This window comes from Micrococcus sp. TA1 (assembly GCF_014199555.1).
Lineage (GTDB): Bacteria > Actinomycetota > Actinomycetes > Actinomycetales > Micrococcaceae > Citricoccus.
Map to the genome: position 1 here is coordinate 2,242,495 of NZ_JACHNW010000001.1, position 19,424 is coordinate 2,261,918.

The following is a 19,424-nucleotide window of genomic DNA, read 5'->3' on the forward strand; positions in this document are numbered from 1 at the left end:
GAAGTCTTGGGGTGGGACGGGGAACGGGGCTTCTCAGACCTCTTCGACCGAGCTGGGCTCGGCGTGGGACAGGTCGATGCCCAGTTCCTCGGCGGCCCGGAAGACTTCATCGTCCGAGTCACGCATTTCAATCGCGGTGCCGTCGGCGGAGAGGACCTCCACGTTCAGGCACAGCGACTGCATTTCCTTGATGAGCACCTTGAAGGACTCCGGAACGCCCGGCTCCGGGATGTTCTCGCCCTTCACGATGGCCTCGTAGACCTTCACGCGGCCGTGGATGTCATCCGACTTGATCGTCAGCAGCTCCTGCAGGGTGTAGGCGGCGCCGTACGCCTCCAGGGCCCAGACCTCCATCTCACCGAAGCGCTGGCCGCCGAACTGCGCCTTACCGCCCAGCGGCTGCTGGGTGATCATGGAGTACGGGCCGGTGGAACGGGCGTGGATCTTGTCGTCCACCAGGTGGTGCAGCTTCAGCATGTACATGTAGCCGACGGACACCGGGTCCGGGAACGGCTCGCCGGAGCGGCCGTCGAACAGGGTGGCCTTGCCGTTGGTGCCCATCAGCCGGTCGCCGTCACGGGTGACGTTGACGTGACCGAGCAGGCCCTCGATCTCGTGGGCCTCGGCACCGTCGAACACCGGGGTGGCGACGTTGACCGGGCCGGACTGCCGCGGGAAGTTCGGCAGGTCCTTGATCCACTCCGGCTCCCCCTGGATGTCCCAGCCGCGCGAGGCGGCCCAGCCCAGGTGCAGCTCCATGACCTGGCCCAGGTTCATGCGGCCCGGGACGCCCAGCGGGTTCAGGATGATGTCCACCGGGGTGCCGTCGGCCAGGAACGGCATGTCCTCGACCGGCAGGATCTTGGAGATGACGCCCTTGTTGCCGTGGCGGCCGGCCATCTTGTCGCCGTCGGTGATCTTGCGCTTCTGCGCCACGTAGACGCGCACCAGCTGGTTCACGCCCGGGGGCAGGTCGTCGTCCTCGTCGCGGTCGAAGATGCGCACCCCGATCACGGTGCCGGACTCGCCGTGCGGCACCTTCAGGGAGGTGTCACGCACCTCGCGGGACTTCTCGCCGAAGATGGCGCGCAGCAGGCGCTCCTCCGGGGTCAGCTCGGTCTCGCCCTTCGGGGTGACGCGGCCGACCAGGATGTCCCCGGCCTCGACCTCGGCACCGATGTGGATGATGCCGCGCTCGTCGAGCTGGGCCAGCACCTCGTCGGAGACGTTCGGGATGTCCCGGGTGATCTCCTCGGCGCCCAGCTTGGTGTCACGGGCGTCGACCTCGTGCTCCTCGATGTGGATCGAGGTCAGCACGTCCTCCGAGACCATGCGCTGGGACAGGATGATGGCGTCCTCGTAGTTCAGGCCCTCCCAGGGCATGAACGCGACCAGCAGGTTCTTGCCCAGCGCCAGCTCGCCGTGGTCCGTGGCCGGGCCGTCGGCGATGATGCTCAGGCGCTCCACGCGGTCGCCCTCGGAGACGCGCACCCGCTGGTTGTAGGCGTTGCCCTGGTTGGAGCGGGCGAACTTCATGATCGGGTAGTGCTTCATGGTGCCGTCGTCCTGCATGACGGTCACGAGGTCGGCGGCGACCTCGGTCACCACGCCGGGGGCGTCGGCGGTGATGGAGTCACCGGCGTCCACGGCCACGTACTTCTCCATGCCGGTGCCCACGTAGGGGGCCTCGGCCTGGAGCAACGGCACGGCCTGGCGCTGCATGTTGGCGCCCATGAGCGCGCGGTTGGCGTCGTCGTGCTCGAGGAACGGGATCAGGGCCGTGGCGGCCGAGACCATCTGCCGCGGCGAGACGTCCATGTAGTCGATGTCGTCCACGGAGGACAGCACGGGCTCGCCGCCACCGCCGCGCTGGCGGCAGAGCACGAGCTCCTCGGCGAAGGAGCCGTCCTCGTTAAGCGGGGCGTTGGCCTGGGCGATCTGGGCCACCAGCTCGTCATCGGCGGTCAGGTAGTCCACCTGCTCGGTGACGATGCCGTCCACGACCTTGCGGTACGGGGTCTCGATGAAGCCGAAGGGGTTGATCCGCCCGAAGGTCGCCAGCGAGCCGATCAGGCCGATGTTCGGGCCTTCCGGGGTCTCGATGGGGCACATGCGGCCGTAGTGCGAGGGGTGCACGTCACGGACCTCCATGCCGGCCCGGTCGCGGGACAGGCCGCCCGGGCCCAGCGCGGACAGGCGACGCTTGTGCGTCAGTCCGGCCAGCGGGTTGTTCTGGTCCATGAACTGGGACAGCTGGGAGGTGCCGAAGAACTCCTTGATCGAGGCCACCACGGGGCGGATGTTGATCAGGGTCTGCGGGGTGATGGCCTCGACGTCCTGGGTGGTCATGCGCTCGCGCACGACGCGCTCCATGCGGGACAGGCCGGTGCGGATCTGGTTCTCGATCAGCTCGCCCACGGCGCGGATGCGGCGGTTGCCGAAGTGGTCGATGTCATCGACCTCGACGCGCACCTCGACGTCCTCGCCGTCGCGCTTGCCCGTGATGGTCCGCTCGCCGGCGTGCAGGGCCACGATGAAGTGGACCATCTGGGCGATGTCGTCCTCGGTCAGCACGGAGGCGTTCGGGTCACCCAGGGGCAGGTCCACGCCCAGCTTGCGGTTGAGCTTGTACCGGCCCACCTTCGCCAGGTCGTAGCGCTTGGGGGTGAAGTACAGGTTGTTCAGCAGGTTCTGCGCGGCGTCCACGGCGGCGGGCTCGCCCGGGCGCAGCTTGCGGTAGATGTCCAGCAGGGCCTCGTCCTGGCCCTCGGTCGGGTCCTTCTCGAGGGTGGCGCGGATGGAGTCGTACTGGCCGAACTCCTCCAGGATGCGGGACTCGCTCCAGCCCATGGCCTTGAGCAGCACGGTGACCGGCTGCTTGCGCTTGCGGTCCAGGCGCACGCCGACCTGGTCACGCTTGTCCACCTCGAGCTCGAACCAGGCACCGCGGGAGGGGATGACCTTGGCGGTGAAGATGTCCTTGTCCGAGGTCTTGTCCGGGGTGCGCTCGAAGTAGGCGCCCGGGGAGCGGACCAGCTGGGACACGACGACACGCTCGGTGCCGTTGATGACGAAGGTGCCCTTCTCCGTCATCAGCGGGAAGTCGCCCATGAACACCGTCTGCTGCTTGATCTCGCCGGTGTTGTTGTTCATGAACTCGGCCTTGACGTACAGCGGCGCGGCGTAGGTGGTGTCGCGCTCCTTGCACTCGTCCACCGGCATCTTCGGGTCGGAGAACTCCGGCTCGGTGAACGACAGGGACATGGTGCCCTGGAAGTCCTCGATCGGGGAGATCTCCTCGAAGATGTCCGACAGGCCGGAGGTGACGGCGACCGAGTCGTCGCCGATCTCCTGGGCGTGGGCCACGCGCTCGGCCCAGCGGGAGTTGCCGACCAGCCGGTCGAAGGACTCAGTCTGCAGGGCCAGGAGGTCCGGCACGTCCAGTGGCTCGTGGATCTTCGCGAAGGTGATCCGGCCGGCGCTGGTGCCGGAGCGGGGCGAGATGGCCCCGGGAGTGTTAGCGGTTTCGGTATTTGAGGTGCTCGAGGCGACCAAGAGGGTTCCTTCCACAGACCGTCTGCATTTCCGTTCGCTCCCCGACCCGATCCACGACGTCCGGGGCCCACCGCTATTTGAAGGCCCGACCGGACGCCACGCCGCCGAGGTCGGTCATCCGGGCACGCCGGGACACACCTCAGGGGTGGACAGAAGGGAGACGTAAGGACTTAGCATAACCGCCACAGCCCCGGAAGTCCACTTGCTCCGCGAGTCCTCGCTGTGAACGTGCCGAGGGTGTGAGACGCTACGAGACTCGGTCCAGCCGCTCCCCCAGCACCGGCCAGTTCCCCAGGCCGGTCGTCACCGCCCGCTGCAGGCGCGGGCCCAGCGGGGTCTCCACCCAGCGGTGCACCAGCCACGCGGCGCCCAGGACCGAGGCCAGGGCCAGGCCCAGGACCCACTGCCGGGGCAGGACCGGTGAGAGCAGCATGATGATCCACCAGCCCCACAACTGGTGCAGCAGGTACACGGGGTAGGTCAGGCTGCCGGCCAGCGCGGCCCCGGGCAGCCGCACGCGGGCCAGCGGCGTGAGCACGATCACCGCCACCACCGCGAACAGTCCCACCACGATCAGCGCGAAGAGCGCCGTCGGGTAGTCGTAGCCGGTGAGCTCGGCGGTCTCGCGCTGCTGGATGCCCGCGGACCACTGGGTGGCCGGCGCCACGTTCACGGCCAGGACGGCCCAGCGGCCGGGGGTGTGACCGAACCGGAACAACAGGAACAGTGCCATGCCGCCGGCGAAGAGGGCCGAGTACTCGGGGAAGAACACGTGCTGCACCCAGCCGACGTCGTGCCCCGCGGCGCGCAGGCCGAGGTACAGGCCGTTGCCGAGCAGCGGCCAGGCCAGGGCGAAGGCGAGCACGCGGCGCACGGTCATGCCGATCAGGGTGAAGGCGAGGATCCACAGGTAGAACTTCATCTCCACCCACAGCGTCCAGTAGACGCCGTCGAGGTGGCCCACCCCGAACCCGCCCTGGAACATCGTCAGGTTGGCCCACAGGTCCGAGGGACTGCGATTGACCCCGAGCTCGGGCCAGACGACGAAGATCAGCGCGGCGGCGCCGAGCACCGCCACCCAGTAGGCGGGGTACAACCGGCCCACGCGCGAGCCGATGAACCGCGCCGGGGACTTGCCGAAGGACGAGAGCAGGATCACGAAGCCGGAGATGACGAAGAACAGCTGCACGCCCAGGGCGCCGACGGCCGTGAACTGGCTCAGCCAGGGCCAGGCCTCGGCGGCCGGGTCACCGTGGCGGCCCCAATTGCCGTGGTGCCACGCGGTCCAGTGGAACAGCACCACGGCCAGCGCGGCGACGAGCCGGAGCGCGTCCAACAACGCCAGGCGGGGCCGCGCCGGTGCCGGCATGGCCCGCGGCTCTCCCTGCTGCTGCGGCTGCGGCGGGGCTACCCGCTGCATCTCTGCTGTCGCGACCATCGGTCGGCCCCCTCCAGTATCCCTCGCCCTGCCCGAACCACCTTTACGGTTTCGTTACCTTAGGCAGTCAGTCTGGGTGTCCGCTGGGAGGATGGCGTTAAACGCCACGGCCCCTCCGTCCCGCGCAGGCGGGAGGGAGGGGCCGTGGGTGTGGGCAGCGGCTAGGCCGCACGCATCACTTGAGGGTGACGGTGGCGCCGGCAGCCTCGAGCTGCTCCTTGGCCTTGTCCGCGGTCTCCTTGTTGACGCCCTCCAGGACGGGCTTCGGAGCGCCGTCGACCAGGTCCTTGGCTTCCTTCAGACCCAGCGAGGTCAGGGCGCGGACCTCCTTGATGACGCCGATCTTCTTGTCGCCGGCGGCCTCGAGGACGACGTCGAACTCGCTCTGCTCCTCGGCAGCAGCGGCCTCGCCGCCACCGGCGGCGGGGGCGGCAGCGGCGGCGACCGGTGCGGCAGCGGTGACCTCGAACTTCTCCTCGAACGCCTTGACGAACTCGGACAGCTCGATGAGGGACAGCTCGGCGAACTGCTCGAGCAGCTCTTCAGTGGACAGCTTGGCCATGATTGGCTCCTTTACTTAAGGGTTCTCACGTACGTGGGGTGAAACGTGGCCGCTGGACGCGACCGGGGGGTGTTACTCGGCCGCGGGGGCAGCGGCGCCGCCCTGCTCCTCGACCTTCGCGCGCAGGGCGTCCACGGTGCGGACGGCCTGGGACAGCGGGGCCTGCAGCATGTAGGCCGCCTTGTACAGGTTGCCCTTCATGGCACCTGCCAGCTTGCCCAGCAGAACCTCGCGGGACTCGAGGTCCGCGAGCTTCTTGACGGCCGCCTCATCGAGGAACTGGCCCTCCATGTAGCCGCCCTTGACGATCAGGGCATCATGGTTCTTGGCAAAGTCACGCATCGCCTTGGCCGCGTCCACCGGGTCGCCGGAGACGAAGGCAATCGCGGACGGACCGGTCATCTTGCCCTCGAAGGCGTCGACGCCGGCCTGCTTGGCCGCGATCTCGCTGAGCGTGTTCTTCACCACGGCGTAGGTCGCGTTCTCACCGAGTGCACGACGGAGCTCCTTGAGCTCGGCCACGGTGAGACCACGGTATTCCGTCAGGACGGCTGCGGTGGAGGTGCGGAAGAGTTCCGCCAGCTCCGCCACAACAGCGTTCTTCTCAGACGTCGCCATGGCACTCCTTCCATTACTTGGGGCCGGCACCCGTCCTGGAGACAAGAAAACGCCCCGTGCAGGTGCACGGGGCGTGGCAGTACCGTCGAGCCCTGGGGCTCACCGGGAAGGCGTTGCTCTGTCTCACCTGCGCAGGCCGCCTCCTGAAGGAGGGCTTTACGATCGGTTCCGCGAGGGATCCGACGACCGGCGGTCTTTGGTGCGTCCAGAATACGCGGGACTGCGACGCATCACCAAATCGGGCCGCCGGACCCCGGGCGGCCGGACCCCGGGCTCCCGCTCCCCCCGATCCTCCTCTGCCAGCCGGGATGGGTGGACACCGGCCGGAAGCCCAGCGTCTCGTTGGCGCGCAGGATGGCCGCGTTCTCCGGGGCGGCCCAGGCGTACACCCGCTCGACGGCGGGCCTGGACCGCACCAGCCGCGAGATGTTGGCGGCCTTCAGCAGCAGCGCGAGGTGGCGACCGCGGTGGTCGGGGTGCACCAGGGTGCTGCCCTGGTAGGCCACCTGCGGCAGGTCCCGGAAGGTCTCGATGTCCGAGTGCCCCACCAGCCGGCCCGAGGGCCGGTGCCGTGCGGCGGTGGTGACCATGGTGAGATGGATCTGCTCCCGGGCCCGCTCCTCTGCGCGCAGGCGGTCCACGTCCCAGACCTCGGGGACGATCTCGAGCTCTCCCCGGGGCGCCTCGGCCGGCATCCGTCCCAGCAGTCCCGCCATCGACTCGGCGTGCTCCTCGGGGCAGGCACCCTCCCAGCCCACCAGCTCGTAGTCACCGCCCGGACCGTCCGCCGCCTCCACCTGCCGGGCCGGACCGGCCGCCTCGGGCAGCGCCAGCACCGAACACCACTCCAGCTGGGCCAGCCCGTAGCCGCGGGCCGCGGCGAACGCCGCGTCCGCCGCGCTGGACCGCACCTCCGGCGGGCCGGCGGAGGCCGGGTCCACGAGGGCGTTGTCCGTCCAGGACTGCAGGGTGGTGTGCCCCCGGCGCAGCGCCTCGGCCTCGATCCCGGCCAGCAGCGCCGATCCCACACCCCGGCGCCGGAAGCCCGGGTGCACCCCCACCCACACCTCGGCCGTGGCCGCGGCCGGCGTGGCGGCGAGGAATCCGAACCCGACGATCCGGCCGGGATCCTCGGCGTCGTCCAGCCGCGCGGCGACATAGTCCACCCGGAAGTCCGGACGGGGCCGGGCCGCGGCGAGCCGGTTCTCCGGCGATTCGTAGAAGTCGTTGGAGCCCCAGAACAGGGAGGTGATGAGGTTGGCCAGCTGGGAGACCTGGAGGAAGTCGGCCGTGGTGGCCGGCATCGGCAGGCGGGACTGGTCGAGGTGCTGGGGCAGCTCGAGCCAGTCGAGCGCCAGGCCGTGCCGCGTGTCGGTCATGGCCCCATGATGCCGCACTCACGCCCAGACCATGATCGCGGACCCCGCCGCCGAGACGGTTCCCGTCCGGCTGTAGGCCTGGACGACGTACCAGTACCGGCGCCGCGGCTCCGCGGTGAGGTCCCCCCAGCGACCCGCCCCGGTGGCCGCCGGCAGGACGGCCAGGAGGTCCTCGGCCGTCCCCGGCAGGGCCGGGATGGTGGCACTGTAGGCGCGCTGCCGCCAGATGGCGATCCAGCGGGCGGGTTCCGCACCGGCCGGCAGCGTCCACTCCAGGGTGAGGCCGCTGACCGTGCGCCCGGCCCGGGTGAACGCGGGCGACGGCGGCCGGGCGGCGTTGAGCCACCGGACGGGCAGCGGCAGGGCCCGGCGCTGGTAGTGCACCGAGCGCACCCGGCTCATCGCGCCGAGCTCGTCCGCGCGGACGGCACTGGCGTTGTAGTAGGCATTCCCCTCCACCTGGGTCAGCCCACGGCCCAGCGCCACGTGGTTGCTCAGTTCCGCGGGATTCGTCCAGCCGGCGTCGCCGACCTTGTACACGGCCTCCCCCAGGGCGATGTGCGTGCGGGTCACGGTGCCCTGCAGGGACCACCAGCGGGACAGCACGTCGTAGTCCGCCGTCGGGTGTCCCTGCTGCCAGTACAGCTGGGGGATGAACAGGTCCGTCCACTGCTCGCGCAGCCACAGGCGCGTGTCGGCGTACAGGTCGTCGTACGCCTGGAGCCCGGCAGTGTCCGAACCGGCCGTGGAGCTGGTGCGGTTGCGCCAGATGCCGAAGGGGCTGACGCTGAAGACGGCGCGCCGGTCGGCCGCGTGGACGTCCAGGCCGGCGTAGCGCACGAAGCGGTTGACGTTGTCCCGGCGCCAGGTGGCACGGGTCCGTCCGGCACCGTAGAGCGCGAAGGAGGCGTCGTCGCCGATGACCTGGCCCGCCGCCGGGTATGGGTAGAAGTAGTCGTCCAGGTGCACGCCGGCGACGCCGTAGCGCGAGGCGATCTCGGCCAGCACCGCCCGCACGTGCAGGCGCACCTCCGGCCGGCCGGGATCCAGGTACCGCCGTCCCCCGTAGGCGTAGGTGAAGGACGGGTTGCGCGCGGCGAAGCTGCCCGGGTGCAGCGAGGTCAGCGAGGTGTCCATGGCCACCCGGAAGGGGTTGGCCCAGGCGTGGACCTCCAGTCCGCGCCGCGAGGCCTCGGCCACCGCCCACTCGAGCGGGTCCCAGCCCGGGTCCTGGCCCAGGGTGCCGGTCAGGTACCGTGACCACGGCTCCCCGAGCGTGGACCGGTAGAAGCGGTCACCGGCCGCCCGGACCTGCAACAGGACCGCGTTGCAGCCGCGCAGGGCGGCCAGCCGGATGAGCTCGCCCAGCTCGGCGCGCTGCTGCGTGACGCTCAGCCCCGGGCGCGAGGGCCAGTCGACGTTGAGCACGGTCGCCACCCACAGGCCGCGGAACTCGTGCAGCGGCCGGGTGACCGAGGTGGCCGTGTCCCGCGCGGTGACGGTGTACGGGACCCAGGCGCGGCCGGTGGCCGCCTGGGAGACGCCGGCCGGGGGCCCCGTGACGGCGGAGAGGGCGACCGCCGCGGCGCCGCCGGAGATCAGGCTCCGTCGCGTGGGGCCGGGGGATGCCGGGCGCGACGGCACCGGGTGTGCCGAGACCATGGTGCACTGCCTTCCTCGCCCCTCTGGGGAGGAATTCTGCTCCGCGTCACGGACGGCGTCGAGTGCTGGGCGCCCCGGGGCCCGGCACCTGCGCCGGAACGACAGAGCGCCGGACCCCGGGTACTCCCGGGATCCGGCGCTCTGCCGCGGATGAGGATCAGGCCTCGGCGGTCACCTTGACCACGTTCGGGTCGACCTTGATGCCGGGACCGAAGGTGGTGGAGATGGTGGCCTTGGAGATGTACCGGCCCTTGGAGGCGGACGGCTTCAGGCGCAGCACCTCCTCGAGGGCGGCGGCGTAGTTCTCCGCCAGCTTGTCGGCGTCGAAGCTGGTCTTGCCGATGATGAAGTGCAGGTTGGCGTGCTTGTCGACGCGGAAGTCGATCTTGCCACCCTTGATGTCGGTCACGGCCTTGGCCACGTCCGGGGTCACGGTGCCGGTCTTCGGGTTCGGCATCAGGTTGCGCGGGCCGAGGATCTTGCCCAGGCGGCCGACCTTGCCCATCATGTCCGGCGAGGCCACGGCGGCGTCGAAGTCGGTCCAGCCGCCGGAGATCCGGGCGAGCAGGTCGTCGGAACCGACGACGTCGGCGCCGGCGGCCTCGGCGGCCGCGGCCTTGTCACCGGTGGCGAAGACGACCACGCGGGCGGTCTTGCCGGTGCCGTGCGGCAGGTTGACGGTGCCGCGCACCATCTGGTCGGCCTTGCGCGGGTCGACGCTCAGGCGGAAGGCGACCTCCACGGTGGCGTCGGACTTCGACGGGTTGGTCTCCTTGGCCAGGGCGATCGCCTCGGCGGGGCCGTAGACAGCGTCCCCGATCTTCTCCTGGGCGGCCTTGTATGCTTTGCTGCGCTGTGCCATCTGCGTGTTCTCCTTATGCAGTCGTGGTCTGCGGGTCGCGCGCGACCCTGCCACTGGGGGTGTGAGGGGTTCCGTCAGCCGTCGACGGTGATGCCCATGGAACGGGCGGTGCCGGCGATGATCTTGGCCGCGGCCTGGACATCGTTGGCGTTGAGGTCTTCCATCTTGGTCTGGGCGATCTCCTCGCACTGGGCCTGGGTCAGCTTGCCGACCTTGTCCGTGTGCGGGGTGGCGGAGCCCTTCTTGACGCCTGCGGCCTTCTTGATCAGCTCGGCGGCCGGCGGGGTCTTGGTGACGAAGGTGAACGAGCGGTCCTCGTACACTGTGATCTCCACCGGCACGACGTTGCCGCGCTGGGATTCCGTCGCAGCGTTGTACGCCTTGCAGAACTCCATGATGTTCACGCCGTGCTGACCGAGCGCAGGGCCGATCGGAGGTGCCGGGTTGGCGGCGCCTGCCTGGATCTGCAGCTTGATCAGGCCTGCGACCTTCTTCTTGGGGGCCATTTTCGGGTCCTTCTACTTGCGGGTTTCCCGCGGGGCACAGGAGCGTGTCCCGGGGCTGGTGGCCGCCGTGGCGCGGCAGCCGGTCCGCTCCCGCCCGGCCAAAGCAACCGTGCGGGGGCGAAGTCTGGACTGTCCTACCGGATCTTCGTGACCTGGCCGAAGGACAGGGTCACGGGGGTCTCCCGCTCGAAGATGGTCACGAGGACCACGAGCTGCTGGGATTCCACCTTGACCTCGGAGATGGTGGCCGGGAGGGTCTCGAACGGCCCGTCGTTGACGGTGACCGACTCGCCGACCTCGAAGTCGACCTCGATCGCCGGCATGGACTCCTCGGTCCCGGCCGGTGCGGGGCGGCCCTCGGCCTGCGCGGCCTTGGTGGCCTCCTGCAGGACGGAGGGCGAGATCATGTCGAAGACCTCCTGCAGGGACAGCGGCATCGGGTCATGGGCGTTGCCCACGAACCCGGTGACGCCGGGGGTGTGCCGCACGACGCCCCAGGAGGCGTCCGTCAGGTCCATGCGCACGAGCACGTAACCGGGGATGCGCACCCGGTTGACGAGCTTGCGCGTGGTGTTGCGGATCTCCACGACCTCTTCCATGGGGACTTCGATCTCATAGATGTAGTCCTCCATCTCCTGGGTCTGGATACGCGTCTCGAGGTTGGTCTTCACGCGCTTCTCGTACCCGGCATAGGTGTGGATGACGTACCAGTCACCGGGCTGGCGGCGCAGCCGCGCGCGCAGTTCCTCGGCCGGGTCGGCCGCGGGCTCGGCGACGGCGGGGGCAGCGGCGACGGCGTCAGCCGCTTCCTCAGCCTCTTCCTCGGCGACGTCCGTGGCGGCCTCGGCGGCGGCGACGTCGGACTGGTCGTCCTCGACGGCCTCGGCGAGTTCGGCCTCGGTGTCCTCCACCTCGGCGTCCAGCGCGGGCTCCCCGGCCACGGCAGCGTCCTCGGCAGTCTGGGGCTCCTGAGACGGCTGGGCCTCTTCGGCGAGGACGGCGTCCTCAACGGCCTGCGGTTCGAGTTCCTGCTCGGACACGGGTTCCTGCTTTCTTCACGCGGTCGACGTCATTCCGGCAGGGCGCGTCCTCCGGCTGGCCAGTCAGGCGCTGCCGTCACCGAAGACGAAGGAAGCACCCGTGCCGAACACGAAGTCCAGCAGGCTGACGAGCAAGATCATCAGGATCACGAACGCGAGCACGATGCCCGTGAGCTTGACCAGTTCCTCGCGGGTCGGGGTGACGACCTTTCGCAGCTCGTCCACGACCTGGCGCAGGAACAGGCCGATCCGGCCGAAGAAACCACGCTTCCGCGGCGCATCGGGGGTCTTCTCCCCCGTGCTGTTCGCAGCTGCCTCGGTCACGCGGCCTCACTTGCTAGTCGACACTGAACTGTCCTGCCGGGGGCTCCGGATCACTCCGGACCACCCTGCGCAGGGTAGACAGGACTCGAACCTGCAACCTGCGGTTTTGGAGACCGCTGCGCTACCAATTGCGCCACTACCCTTCGGGTCCGCAACGTGACGACTCAACGGCACGGCCCGTCATGGTGCTTTTCAACACCGGGGGTCCACTCTACGTCATCTTGGGGAGTGAGTCGAACCGGTAGGCTGAACGCCATGACGTCACACACTCCGCGCAGTCGTGTCTCCCAGCGCATCGGATCGATCGCCGAGTCGGCCACCCTGGCCGTTGATGCCAAGGCCAAGGCCCTCAAGGCCGCCGGGCGCCCCGTCATCGGCTTCGGTGCCGGCGAGCCGGACTTCCCCACCCCGGGGTACATCGTCGAGGCGGCCGTCGAGGCCGCTCGCGACCCGAGGAACCACCGCTACTCCCCCGCCGCCGGACTGCCCGAGCTGCGCCAGGCGATCGCGGACAAGACCCTGCGGGACTCCGGCGTGAGCCTGGAGCCGAGCCAGGTCCTGGTGACCAACGGCGGCAAGCAGGCCGTCTACAACACCTTCGCCACCCTGCTGGACCCGGGCGACGAGGTCATCGTCCCCACGCCCTTCTGGACCACGTACCCCGAGTCGATCCGGCTGGCCGGCGGCGTGCCCGTGGAGGTCTTCGCCGGCCCGGAGACCGGTTACAAGGTCTCCGTGGACCAGCTCGAGGCGGCCCTGACCGACCGCACCAAGGTGCTGCTGTTCGTCTCCCCCTCCAATCCGACCGGCGCCGTGTACTCCCCGGAGGCCACCGCCGATATCGGCCGCTGGGCCGCCGCGCGGGGCCTGTGGGTCGTCACGGACGAGATCTACGAGCACCTGACCTACGACGGCGTGCCGTTCACCTCGATCGCCGCCGCCGTGCCAGACCTGGCCGAGCAGGTGGTCATCCTCAACGGGGTGGCCAAGACCTACGCCATGACCGGCTGGCGGGTGGGCTGGATGGCCGGGCCGAAGGACGTCATCAAGGCCGCCGCCAACCTGCAGTCCCACGCCACCTCCAACGTCGCCAACGTCTCCCAGCGCGCGGCACTGGCCGCCGTCTCCGGCCCCCTGGACGCGGTCCAGGAGATGAAGGCTGCCTTCGACCGGCGCCGCCGGGCCATGGTCGAGGCCCTGAACGCGGTGCCCGGGTTCTCCTGCCCGACGCCGGAGGGCGCCTTCTACGCCTACGTGGACGTCCGCGACGCGCTGGGGAAGACCTACCGCGACGTGACCCCGCAGACCTCCGCCGACCTGGCCGGGTTCATCCTGGACGAGGCCGAGGTGGCCGTCGTCCCGGGTGAGGCGTTCGGGCCCTCCGGGTTCCTGCGGCTGTCCTACGCCCTGGGCGACGAGGACCTCGCCGAGGGCGTCGGCCGCATCCAGAGGCTGCTCTCCGAGTAACCGTATTCGCGCCTCATGGCAGTCTTTCCTGCCGCAGGTGCGTGACGTAGGGTCGAGGTCATGACTCTGCTGCGCATCGCCGAGGCGTCCCGGTACCTGGGGGTCAGCGACGACTCCGTGCGCCGCTGGGTGTCCTCCGGACGCCTGACCGCCCACACGGACGAGGCCGGGCGGGCCGCCGTCGACGGCGTGGAGGTGGCCCGGCTGGTCCGGGAGACCACGGCACGGGCAGACGCCGGGTCGCACGGGCTGCGCGTCTCGGCCCGCAACCGGTTCACCGGGCTGGTGACCGACGTGCTCATGGACACCGTGATGGCCCAGGTGACCCTGCAGTGCGGGCCCTTCCGCGTGGTGTCGCTGATGAGTGCGGAGGCCGCACGGGACCTGGGGCTGGAACCGGGCATGCCGGCGTCCGCGGTCGTGAAGGCCACCACCGTGATCATCGACCGCGACGAGGCCTGACCGTGAGGGCCCGCCTCCCCGCGCTGCTCGTCCTGGCCGCCGCCTCGGCGCCGGTGATGACCGGCTGCGCGGGAGGCTCCGCCGCCCAGGACGTCCCCGCCCAGGACACCGCCACCGCGGACGTCACGCTGACCGTCTTCACGGCGGCCTCGCTGTCGGACGCCTTCGAGCAGATCGGCGAGGACTTCGAAGCCGAGCACCCCGGTGTGACGGTGCGGTTCAACGTCGCCGGTTCGTCCGACCTGGTCCAGCAGGTCATCGCCGGGGCGCCGGCGGACGTCTTCGCCCCGGCGGACGTGCCGACCATGGACCGGGCCGTCGGCGCCGGGGCCGTCTCCGGTACGCCCCGGCCGTTCGCCACCAACGTGCTCACGCTGGTCACGCCGCCGGACAACCCCGCGGGCATCGCGTCCCTCGCGGACGCCGCGGCCGAGGGCGTGAACCTGGTGGCCTGTGCCCCCCAGGTCCCCTGCGGCCAGGCCACGGCCGCCCTCGCCCGGGCGTCCGGTCTCGCCCTGGACCCGGTCAGCGAGGAGTCCTCCGTCACGGACGTGCTGGGCAAGGTCACCTCCGGGGAGGCCGATGCCGGGCTGGTCTACGTCACGGACGCCGCCCGGGCGGGGGACGCGGTGCGCACCGTGGACCTGGAGCACGCCCGGTCGGCCGTGAACACCTACCCGATCGCCGCGCTGGCGGAGGCGGAGCATCCCGGGCCGGCCGACGCGTTCGTCGAGCACGTCCTGGGCGCGCAGGGTCAGGAGGTGCTCGGGCATGCCGGCTTCGGCCACCCGTGACGTCCCGGTCCGCCCCCCGCGCGCCCTGACGGTCGTCGGCGTCCTGGGCGGCGCGGCCATCCTGCTGCCCTTCGTCGCGCTCGTGGCGGGGGTGGACCTGACCCGGCTGCCCCGGCTGCTGACCTCCCCGGCGGCGCTCGACGCCCTGGGGCTGTCCCTGCGGACGTCCCTGGCGGCCACGGCCGTCTGCCTGGTCCTGGGGATCCCGCTGGCGCTGACGCTGACCCGGCTGGAGTTCCCGGGCCGCAGCGTGGCCCGCTCGCTCGTGCTGCTGCCGCTCGTGGTGCCTCCCGTGGTCGGGGGCATCGCGCTCACGGAGGCCTTCGGCCGCCGCGGACTGGTCGGAGAGCACCTGCACGTGCTGGGGATCGACATCGCGTTCACCACCGCGGCCGTCGTCATGGCCCAGGTGTTCGTCTCCCTGCCCTTCCTCGTGGTCGCGCTGGAGGGGTCGCTGCAGACCCGGGGCGATGCCCACGAGCGCACCGCCCTGTCCCTGGGCGCCTCCCCGGCGCGCACCTTCCGCACCGTCACGCTGCCGCTGATGGCCCCCGGGCTGGTCGCGGGCACGGTGCTGACCTTCGCCCGTGCCCTGGGCGAGTTCGGGGCCACCATCACCTTCGCCGGCTCGATGCAGGGCACCACCCGGACCCTGCCGCTGCAGGTCTACCTGGAGCGGGAGACGGACCCCGAGGCCGCCGTCGCGCTGTCCCTGCTGCTGGTGGTGGTGGCGCTGGCCGTCATCACGCTGGCCTACGGGCGCAAGCGGGTGTCGATCTCGTGACGGGCCTCGACTGCCGCGTGGTGGTCCCCGAGCGCGAGGTGGACGTGGCGTTCACGGTCCCGCAGGGACAGACCCTGGCGCTGCTCGGGGCGAACGGTGCCGGCAAGTCCACCGTGCTGGACGCGCTGGCCGGCTGGCTGCGCCCGGAGTCCGGCCACGCGACGCTGGGCACGGAGGTCCTCTTCGACGGCGGCACGTGGGTCCCGGCCCGGCACCGCCGGGTCGGCTACCTGGCCCAGGACGCGCGGCTGTTCCCGCACCTGAGCGCCGAGGCGAACGTCGCCTACGGGCTGGACCGGGCCGGCGTCGTGGGCCGGTCGGCGCGGCGGCGGGTGGCCCGGCAGTGGCTGGAACGGGTGGGCGTGGGCCACCTGGCGGGACGGCGTCCGCACCAGCTCTCCGGAGGCCAGGCGCAGCGCACCGCGATCGCCCGCGTCCTGGCCTCGGATCCCCGGCTGGTCCTGCTGGACGAACCGCTGTCCTCGCTGGACGCCCAGGTGGTGCCGCAGGTCCGCGCCCTGCTCGCCGAGGTGCTCACCGGCCGCACGACCGTGCTGGTGACCCATCACGCGGCGGACGCCGAGGCGCTGGCCCACTCCACCCACCGGATCGCTAGAGCAGACCCCGTTCGCCCGCCCACCGGGTGAGCTCGTGGCGGTTGGACAGCTGCAGCTTGCGCAGCACGTTGGACACGTGCGTCTCCACCGTCCGCACGGAGATGAACAGCTCCCGCGCGGCCTCCTTGTACGTGTAACCGCGGGCGATGAGCCGCATGACCTCCAGCTCCCGGGCCGAGAGCAGGTCGAGCTCCTCGTCCCGCACCGCGACGTCCGCCGTCCCGAAGGCGTCCAGCACGAACCCGGCCAGCCGCGGGGAGAACACGGCGTCCCCGCCGGCCACCCGCTGCACGGCGTCCGAGACATCGGCCCCCGAGATCGTCTTGGTGACGTAGCCGCGGGCCCCGGCGCGGATGACCGCCACCACGTCCTCCGCGGCGTCCGAGACGGAGATCGCCAGGAACCGCACGCCGGGCGCCAGCTCCTGGCAGGCCGCGGCCACCTCGGCTCCCCCGCCGCCGCGGCCGCCGGGCAGGTGCACGTCCAGCAGCACCACGTCCGGGCGCACCTCGTGGATGGTCCGCACCGCCGAGTCGACGTCCCCGGCCTCGCCGACCACCTGGATGGCGGACGGGTCCAGGTCCGCCTTCAGTCCCGTCCGGAAGATCGCGTGGTCGTCCACGATGACGACCCTCACTGGTACCCGGTTCATCCCTGCCGCCCTTCCTCGCCGTTCTTCCCATTCTCCGCCGGGACCGGCAGGTGCAGCCGGACCTCGGTGCCGCCGTCACCGGTGATGATCCTCGCCGTGCCGCCGGCACGCTCCATCCGCCCGACGACCGACTCCCGGATCCCGAGACGGTCCGCCGGGATCGCGGAGAGGTCGAAACCGGGACCGCGGTCCTTGACGAAGACCTCCACGGCCTCCGGCCGGGCCTCCGCGTAGACCTGGACGGGCCCGGCATGGCGCACCCCGTTGAGCATCGCCTCGCGCGAGGCCTGCAGCACCGGGTCCAGCCAGGGACCGGTGGCCGAACCGACGGTGACCACCTCGATGGGCTGGCCGTGGTCGTCCTCGATCGCCGCGGCCAGGTCCTCGAGCCGGTCCGTCAGGGTCCCGGTGGGGCGGGAGGGATCCTGGTAGAGGTACTGGCGCAGGTCTCGCTCCTGGGCGCGGGCCAACCGCATCACGGTGGAGGGGATGTCCGCGTTCTTCTGTATCAGGGCGAGGGTCTGCAGCACGGAGTCGTGCAGGTGGGCAGCGATCTCGGCCCGCTCCGTCTGGACGGCCAGCGCGGAGGTCTTCGCCGTGGCGTCGCGCCAGGCCTTGAGCACCCAGGGGGCGGCCACCAGCACCACGCCGGCGACGATCACCCCCGCCACCAGCAGTCCCAGCCACAACTCGTCCGTGCCCACGAAACCGGCCGCGAGCGCCAGCACGCCGGCCATCACCAGCAGCAGTCCGAGGGCGAGTGAGCTGATCCGCCCGGTCCGGGCCGCCCTCCCGGCGTCCCGCAGCGTGTCCAGTTGCAGCCAGGCCAGGGCGATGCCCAGCAGCACGACGGCCACCGGCCCGATCAGGCCCCAGTTCATCCGGATGCCGGCCCCCAGCTGCAGGGCGAGGACGGCGGCCACGCCCAGCAGCACGACCCCGAAGATCACCTGCCAGCCCTGGCCCAGGACGCCGCCCAGGCGGACGGGGGCCTCCCGGACCTGCTCCGCGGCACCGCGGACCGGGTCGCCGGCGGTGAGCACGGCCTCGTGCTCGTCCGGGACGAAGATCCACAGCCAGGCGTAGAAGACCACCCCGACCCCGCTGAGCAGGGTCAGGGCCACGACGCCGGCCCGCACCCACCCGGTGGGCAGGCCGAGGTACCGGGCCAGCCCGGCGCAGACGCCGGCGACGACCCGGCCCTCGGCCGGACGCGTGAGGACACTGTGCATGGCCTCCATCCTGCCCCAGTACGGGGCATCCGCGGACCGTCCTCCGGGGGTTCTCCGGGTCGGATCAGGGGCTTTCCGGATACCGGGCCGGGATGCGCGCGGCGACGATGGAACCATGAACGAGAACCCCGCCTCCGGCTTCTACGCCTGGGTCCACTCCCTGCGCACCGTCCGCAGTCCCCAGCGCTGGCTGGGCGGCGTGGTCGCCGGCATCGCCGACCGCATCGGACTGGACCACACGCTGGCCCGGGCCCTGTTCGTGGTGCTGACCCTGCTGACCGCGGGGCTGACCGTGCTGGCCTACGGACTGGCGTGGATGGTCCTGCCCGAACCGGACGGGCGGATCCACGCCCGGGAGGCCGGCCAGGGCCGGTGGACCTCCGGCATGACCGGGGGCCTGGTCCTGGCGATCCTCGGCGCGGTGGGCCTGTTCACCCCGCCCTACGGACCCGACGGCGGCTGGTGGGACGTCGGCGGGCTCCTCGGCCTGGCGGTGATCGGCCTGTTCATCTGGCTCGTCGCCTCCCGGTCCGGCCCCCGCGCGCTGCCCCCGGGCCCCGCAGGCGCTGCGTCCGGGGCCCCGTCCGCGGCCGTGAACGAGCCCGTCTTCCTCGCCCCCTCCGACACGGCGTGGTACGCCAGCGGGCCTCAGCCCCCCTCACCCGGCCCCGCCTCCCCCAGCTCCTCCCCCGCCGACCGCGCCGACCGCGCCTCCGAAGGACGTGACCCCATGACCGCTCCCTCTGCCCACTACCAGGCTCCCTACCCACCGCCGGCCCCCGCCGCGCCGCAACCGGCCACGGTCGACCGCACCCCGCCGTCGCTGGCCGGTTCCACCCAGCTGCTGGTCATCGGGGTCGCCGTCCTGGCCGGGGCCGCCGTCGCCGCCCTGAAGTACCTCGGTGTCTTCACCGCCGGCTGGGGCGTGATCTGGGCCGCCAGCCTGGCCACGGCCCTCGGCGTGATGGCCGTCGGCCTCATCGTCGGGGCGATCCTCGGCCGCGGCGGGGGCGGGCTGACCGTCACCACGGCCCTCCTGGTGGTCCCCGTCCTGCTGGCCACGGGCGGGACGTTCGTCCGCGGCGACTGGAACGGCGCGTGGGACTCCACGTGGGACGGCACCGTCCAGGGCGACAGCCGGACCGGGTACGACCTGAGTTTCGGCTCCGGCGTGATCGACCTGACCGGCGAGCCCGGCAGCACCGATCCGGGCGCGTCCCCGATCCTCCTGGACGTGTCCTTCTCCGAGGCCGAGCTGATCGTGCCGCACGACGTGGACGTCTACCTCACCGTGGACAACGCCTTCAGCTCCGTGAACTCGGAGCCCACCGTGGCCGGCGACGCCCGCGTCCAGGTCGTGGACGCCCCCACCGACCGCCGACTGGAGATCGACGCCGACCTGGCCTTCTCCACGCTGACCGTCCGGGTGGATGATCCGACCACCACACCCACCGAGCAGGAGTGAACACC

General features: G+C 71.3%; 18 protein-coding genes and 1 tRNA gene. 6 read left to right on the top strand and 13 right to left on the bottom strand.

Annotated elements, in window-relative coordinates:
- Positions 1-33: 33 nt before the first annotated feature.
- From rpoB to GGQ69_RS09850, 11 genes are all read right to left on the bottom strand, one after another.
- On the bottom strand, positions 34-3,555 hold the full coding sequence (gene rpoB, locus GGQ69_RS09800) for a DNA-directed RNA polymerase subunit beta (RefSeq protein ID WP_183527568.1): 3,522 nt from the start codon (positions 3,553-3,555) through the stop codon (positions 34-36).
- Positions 3,556-3,802: 247 nt separating this feature from the next.
- Complete coding sequence (locus GGQ69_RS09805; RefSeq protein WP_183527570.1) at positions 3,803-4,993, bottom strand: acyltransferase; 1,191 nt, start codon at positions 4,991-4,993, stop codon at positions 3,803-3,805.
- A 175-nt stretch (positions 4,994-5,168) separates the two neighbouring features.
- A complete protein-coding gene (rplL, locus tag GGQ69_RS09810) occupies positions 5,169-5,555 on the bottom strand; it encodes a 50S ribosomal protein L7/L12 (protein WP_183527572.1) in 387 nt (128 codons plus the stop codon).
- A gap of 72 nt (positions 5,556-5,627) precedes the next feature.
- A complete protein-coding gene (gene rplJ / locus GGQ69_RS09815; RefSeq protein WP_183527574.1) occupies positions 5,628-6,173 on the bottom strand; it encodes a 50S ribosomal protein L10 in 546 nt (181 codons plus the stop codon).
- 230 nt (positions 6,174-6,403) lie between these two features.
- Positions 6,404-7,552 carry a GNAT family N-acetyltransferase gene (locus tag GGQ69_RS09820; RefSeq protein WP_183527575.1) on the bottom strand — a complete coding sequence of 383 codons (1,149 nt, stop codon included), beginning with the start codon at positions 7,550-7,552 and terminating at the stop codon, positions 6,404-6,406.
- Between the two features lie 18 nt (positions 7,553-7,570).
- Complete coding sequence (locus GGQ69_RS09825) at positions 7,571-9,214, bottom strand: glycoside hydrolase family 10 protein (protein WP_183527577.1); 1,644 nt, start codon at positions 9,212-9,214, stop codon at positions 7,571-7,573.
- 157 nt (positions 9,215-9,371) lie between these two features.
- Entirely contained in the window at positions 9,372-10,076 is a 705-nt protein-coding gene (rplA, locus tag GGQ69_RS09830) for a 50S ribosomal protein L1 (protein WP_183527579.1), read from the bottom strand.
- Positions 10,077-10,150: 74 nt separating this feature from the next.
- The gene (rplK, locus tag GGQ69_RS09835; RefSeq protein ID WP_010143234.1) at positions 10,151-10,582 is read right to left on the bottom strand and encodes a 50S ribosomal protein L11; all 432 of its coding nucleotides are present in this window, start codon (positions 10,580-10,582) and stop codon (positions 10,151-10,153) included.
- Positions 10,583-10,716: 134 nt separating this feature from the next.
- Positions 10,717-11,622, bottom strand: a complete 906-nt coding sequence (gene nusG / locus GGQ69_RS09840; RefSeq protein ID WP_183527581.1) for a transcription termination/antitermination protein NusG — start codon at positions 11,620-11,622, stop codon at positions 10,717-10,719.
- A 63-nt stretch (positions 11,623-11,685) separates the two neighbouring features.
- A complete protein-coding gene (secE, locus tag GGQ69_RS09845) occupies positions 11,686-11,946 on the bottom strand; it encodes a preprotein translocase subunit SecE (protein WP_010143231.1) in 261 nt (86 codons plus the stop codon).
- 70 nt (positions 11,947-12,016) lie between these two features.
- Positions 12,017-12,089, bottom strand: a tRNA-Trp gene (locus GGQ69_RS09850).
- Between the two features lie 112 nt (positions 12,090-12,201).
- On the opposite strand from GGQ69_RS09850, the gene GGQ69_RS09855 reads away from it, so the two are divergent.
- From GGQ69_RS09855 to GGQ69_RS09875, 5 genes are read left to right on the top strand one after another with little or no spacing between them, the layout of a single operon-like run.
- Complete coding sequence (locus tag GGQ69_RS09855) at positions 12,202-13,413, top strand: pyridoxal phosphate-dependent aminotransferase (protein WP_183527583.1); 1,212 nt, start codon at positions 12,202-12,204, stop codon at positions 13,411-13,413.
- 60 nt (positions 13,414-13,473) lie between these two features.
- Positions 13,474-13,875 (top strand): molybdopterin-binding protein, encoded by a 402-nt coding sequence (locus GGQ69_RS09860; RefSeq protein WP_183527585.1) that lies wholly within the window; start codon positions 13,474-13,476, stop codon positions 13,873-13,875.
- Between the two features lie 2 nt (positions 13,876-13,877).
- On the top strand, positions 13,878-14,669 hold the full coding sequence (modA, locus tag GGQ69_RS09865) for a molybdate ABC transporter substrate-binding protein (protein WP_183527587.1): 792 nt from the start codon (positions 13,878-13,880) through the stop codon (positions 14,667-14,669).
- Positions 14,647-15,453: an ABC transporter permease gene (locus tag GGQ69_RS09870; protein ID WP_221243386.1), complete on the top strand. Its 807-nt coding sequence runs from the start codon at positions 14,647-14,649 to the stop codon at positions 15,451-15,453. Before modA ends, GGQ69_RS09870 begins: the two co-directional genes overlap by 23 nt.
- Complete coding sequence (locus tag GGQ69_RS09875; protein ID WP_183527589.1) at positions 15,450-16,100, top strand: ATP-binding cassette domain-containing protein; 651 nt, start codon at positions 15,450-15,452, stop codon at positions 16,098-16,100. Before GGQ69_RS09870 ends, GGQ69_RS09875 begins: the two co-directional genes overlap by 4 nt.
- On the opposite strand, the gene GGQ69_RS09880 is transcribed toward GGQ69_RS09875, so the two are convergent.
- Entirely contained in the window at positions 16,066-16,722 is a 657-nt protein-coding gene (locus GGQ69_RS09880) for a response regulator transcription factor (RefSeq protein WP_183527591.1), read from the bottom strand. The genes GGQ69_RS09875 and GGQ69_RS09880 overlap by 35 nt on opposite strands.
- A complete protein-coding gene (locus GGQ69_RS09885) occupies positions 16,719-17,954 on the bottom strand; it encodes an ATP-binding protein (protein ID WP_183527593.1) in 1,236 nt (411 codons plus the stop codon). The genes GGQ69_RS09880 and GGQ69_RS09885 overlap by 4 nt, the downstream gene beginning before the upstream one ends.
- Before the next feature lie 115 nt (positions 17,955-18,069).
- Between GGQ69_RS09885 and GGQ69_RS09890 the strand changes: the two genes are divergently transcribed.
- Positions 18,070-19,419, top strand: coding sequence for a PspC domain-containing protein (locus GGQ69_RS09890; protein ID WP_183527595.1), 1,350 nt, complete (start codon positions 18,070-18,072; stop codon positions 19,417-19,419).
- The last annotated feature ends 5 nt before the right edge of the window (positions 19,420-19,424 follow it).

Bases quoted from the DNA above. Each gene is read 5' to 3' on its own strand.
- GGQ69_RS09805 (WP_183527570.1), bottom strand. From the start codon at position 4,993: ATGGTCGCGACAGCAGAGATGCAGCGGGTAGCCCCGCCGCAGCCGCAG.
- rplL (WP_183527572.1), bottom strand. From the start codon at position 5,555: ATGGCCAAGCTGTCCACTGAAGAGCTGCTCGAGCAGTTCGCCGAGCTG.
- rplJ (WP_183527574.1), bottom strand. From the start codon at position 6,173: ATGGCGACGTCTGAGAAGAACGCTGTTGTGGCGGAGCTGGCGGAACTC.
- GGQ69_RS09820 (WP_183527575.1), bottom strand. From the start codon at position 7,552: ATGACCGACACGCGGCACGGCCTGGCGCTCGACTGGCTCGAGCTGCCC.
- GGQ69_RS09825 (WP_183527577.1), bottom strand. From the start codon at position 9,214: ATGGTCTCGGCACACCCGGTGCCGTCGCGCCCGGCATCCCCCGGCCCC.
- rplA (WP_183527579.1), bottom strand. From the start codon at position 10,076: ATGGCACAGCGCAGCAAAGCATACAAGGCCGCCCAGGAGAAGATCGGG.
- rplK (WP_010143234.1), bottom strand. From the start codon at position 10,582: ATGGCCCCCAAGAAGAAGGTCGCAGGCCTGATCAAGCTGCAGATCCAG.
- GGQ69_RS09855 (WP_183527583.1), top strand. From the start codon at position 12,202: ATGACGTCACACACTCCGCGCAGTCGTGTCTCCCAGCGCATCGGATCG.
- GGQ69_RS09860 (WP_183527585.1), top strand. From the start codon at position 13,474: ATGACTCTGCTGCGCATCGCCGAGGCGTCCCGGTACCTGGGGGTCAGC.
- GGQ69_RS09870 (WP_221243386.1), top strand. From the start codon at position 14,647: ATGCCGGCTTCGGCCACCCGTGACGTCCCGGTCCGCCCCCCGCGCGCC.
- GGQ69_RS09880 (WP_183527591.1), bottom strand. From the start codon at position 16,722: ATGAACCGGGTACCAGTGAGGGTCGTCATCGTGGACGACCACGCGATC.
- GGQ69_RS09885 (WP_183527593.1), bottom strand. From the start codon at position 17,954: ATGCACAGTGTCCTCACGCGTCCGGCCGAGGGCCGGGTCGTCGCCGGC.
- GGQ69_RS09890 (WP_183527595.1), top strand. From the start codon at position 18,070: ATGAACGAGAACCCCGCCTCCGGCTTCTACGCCTGGGTCCACTCCCTG.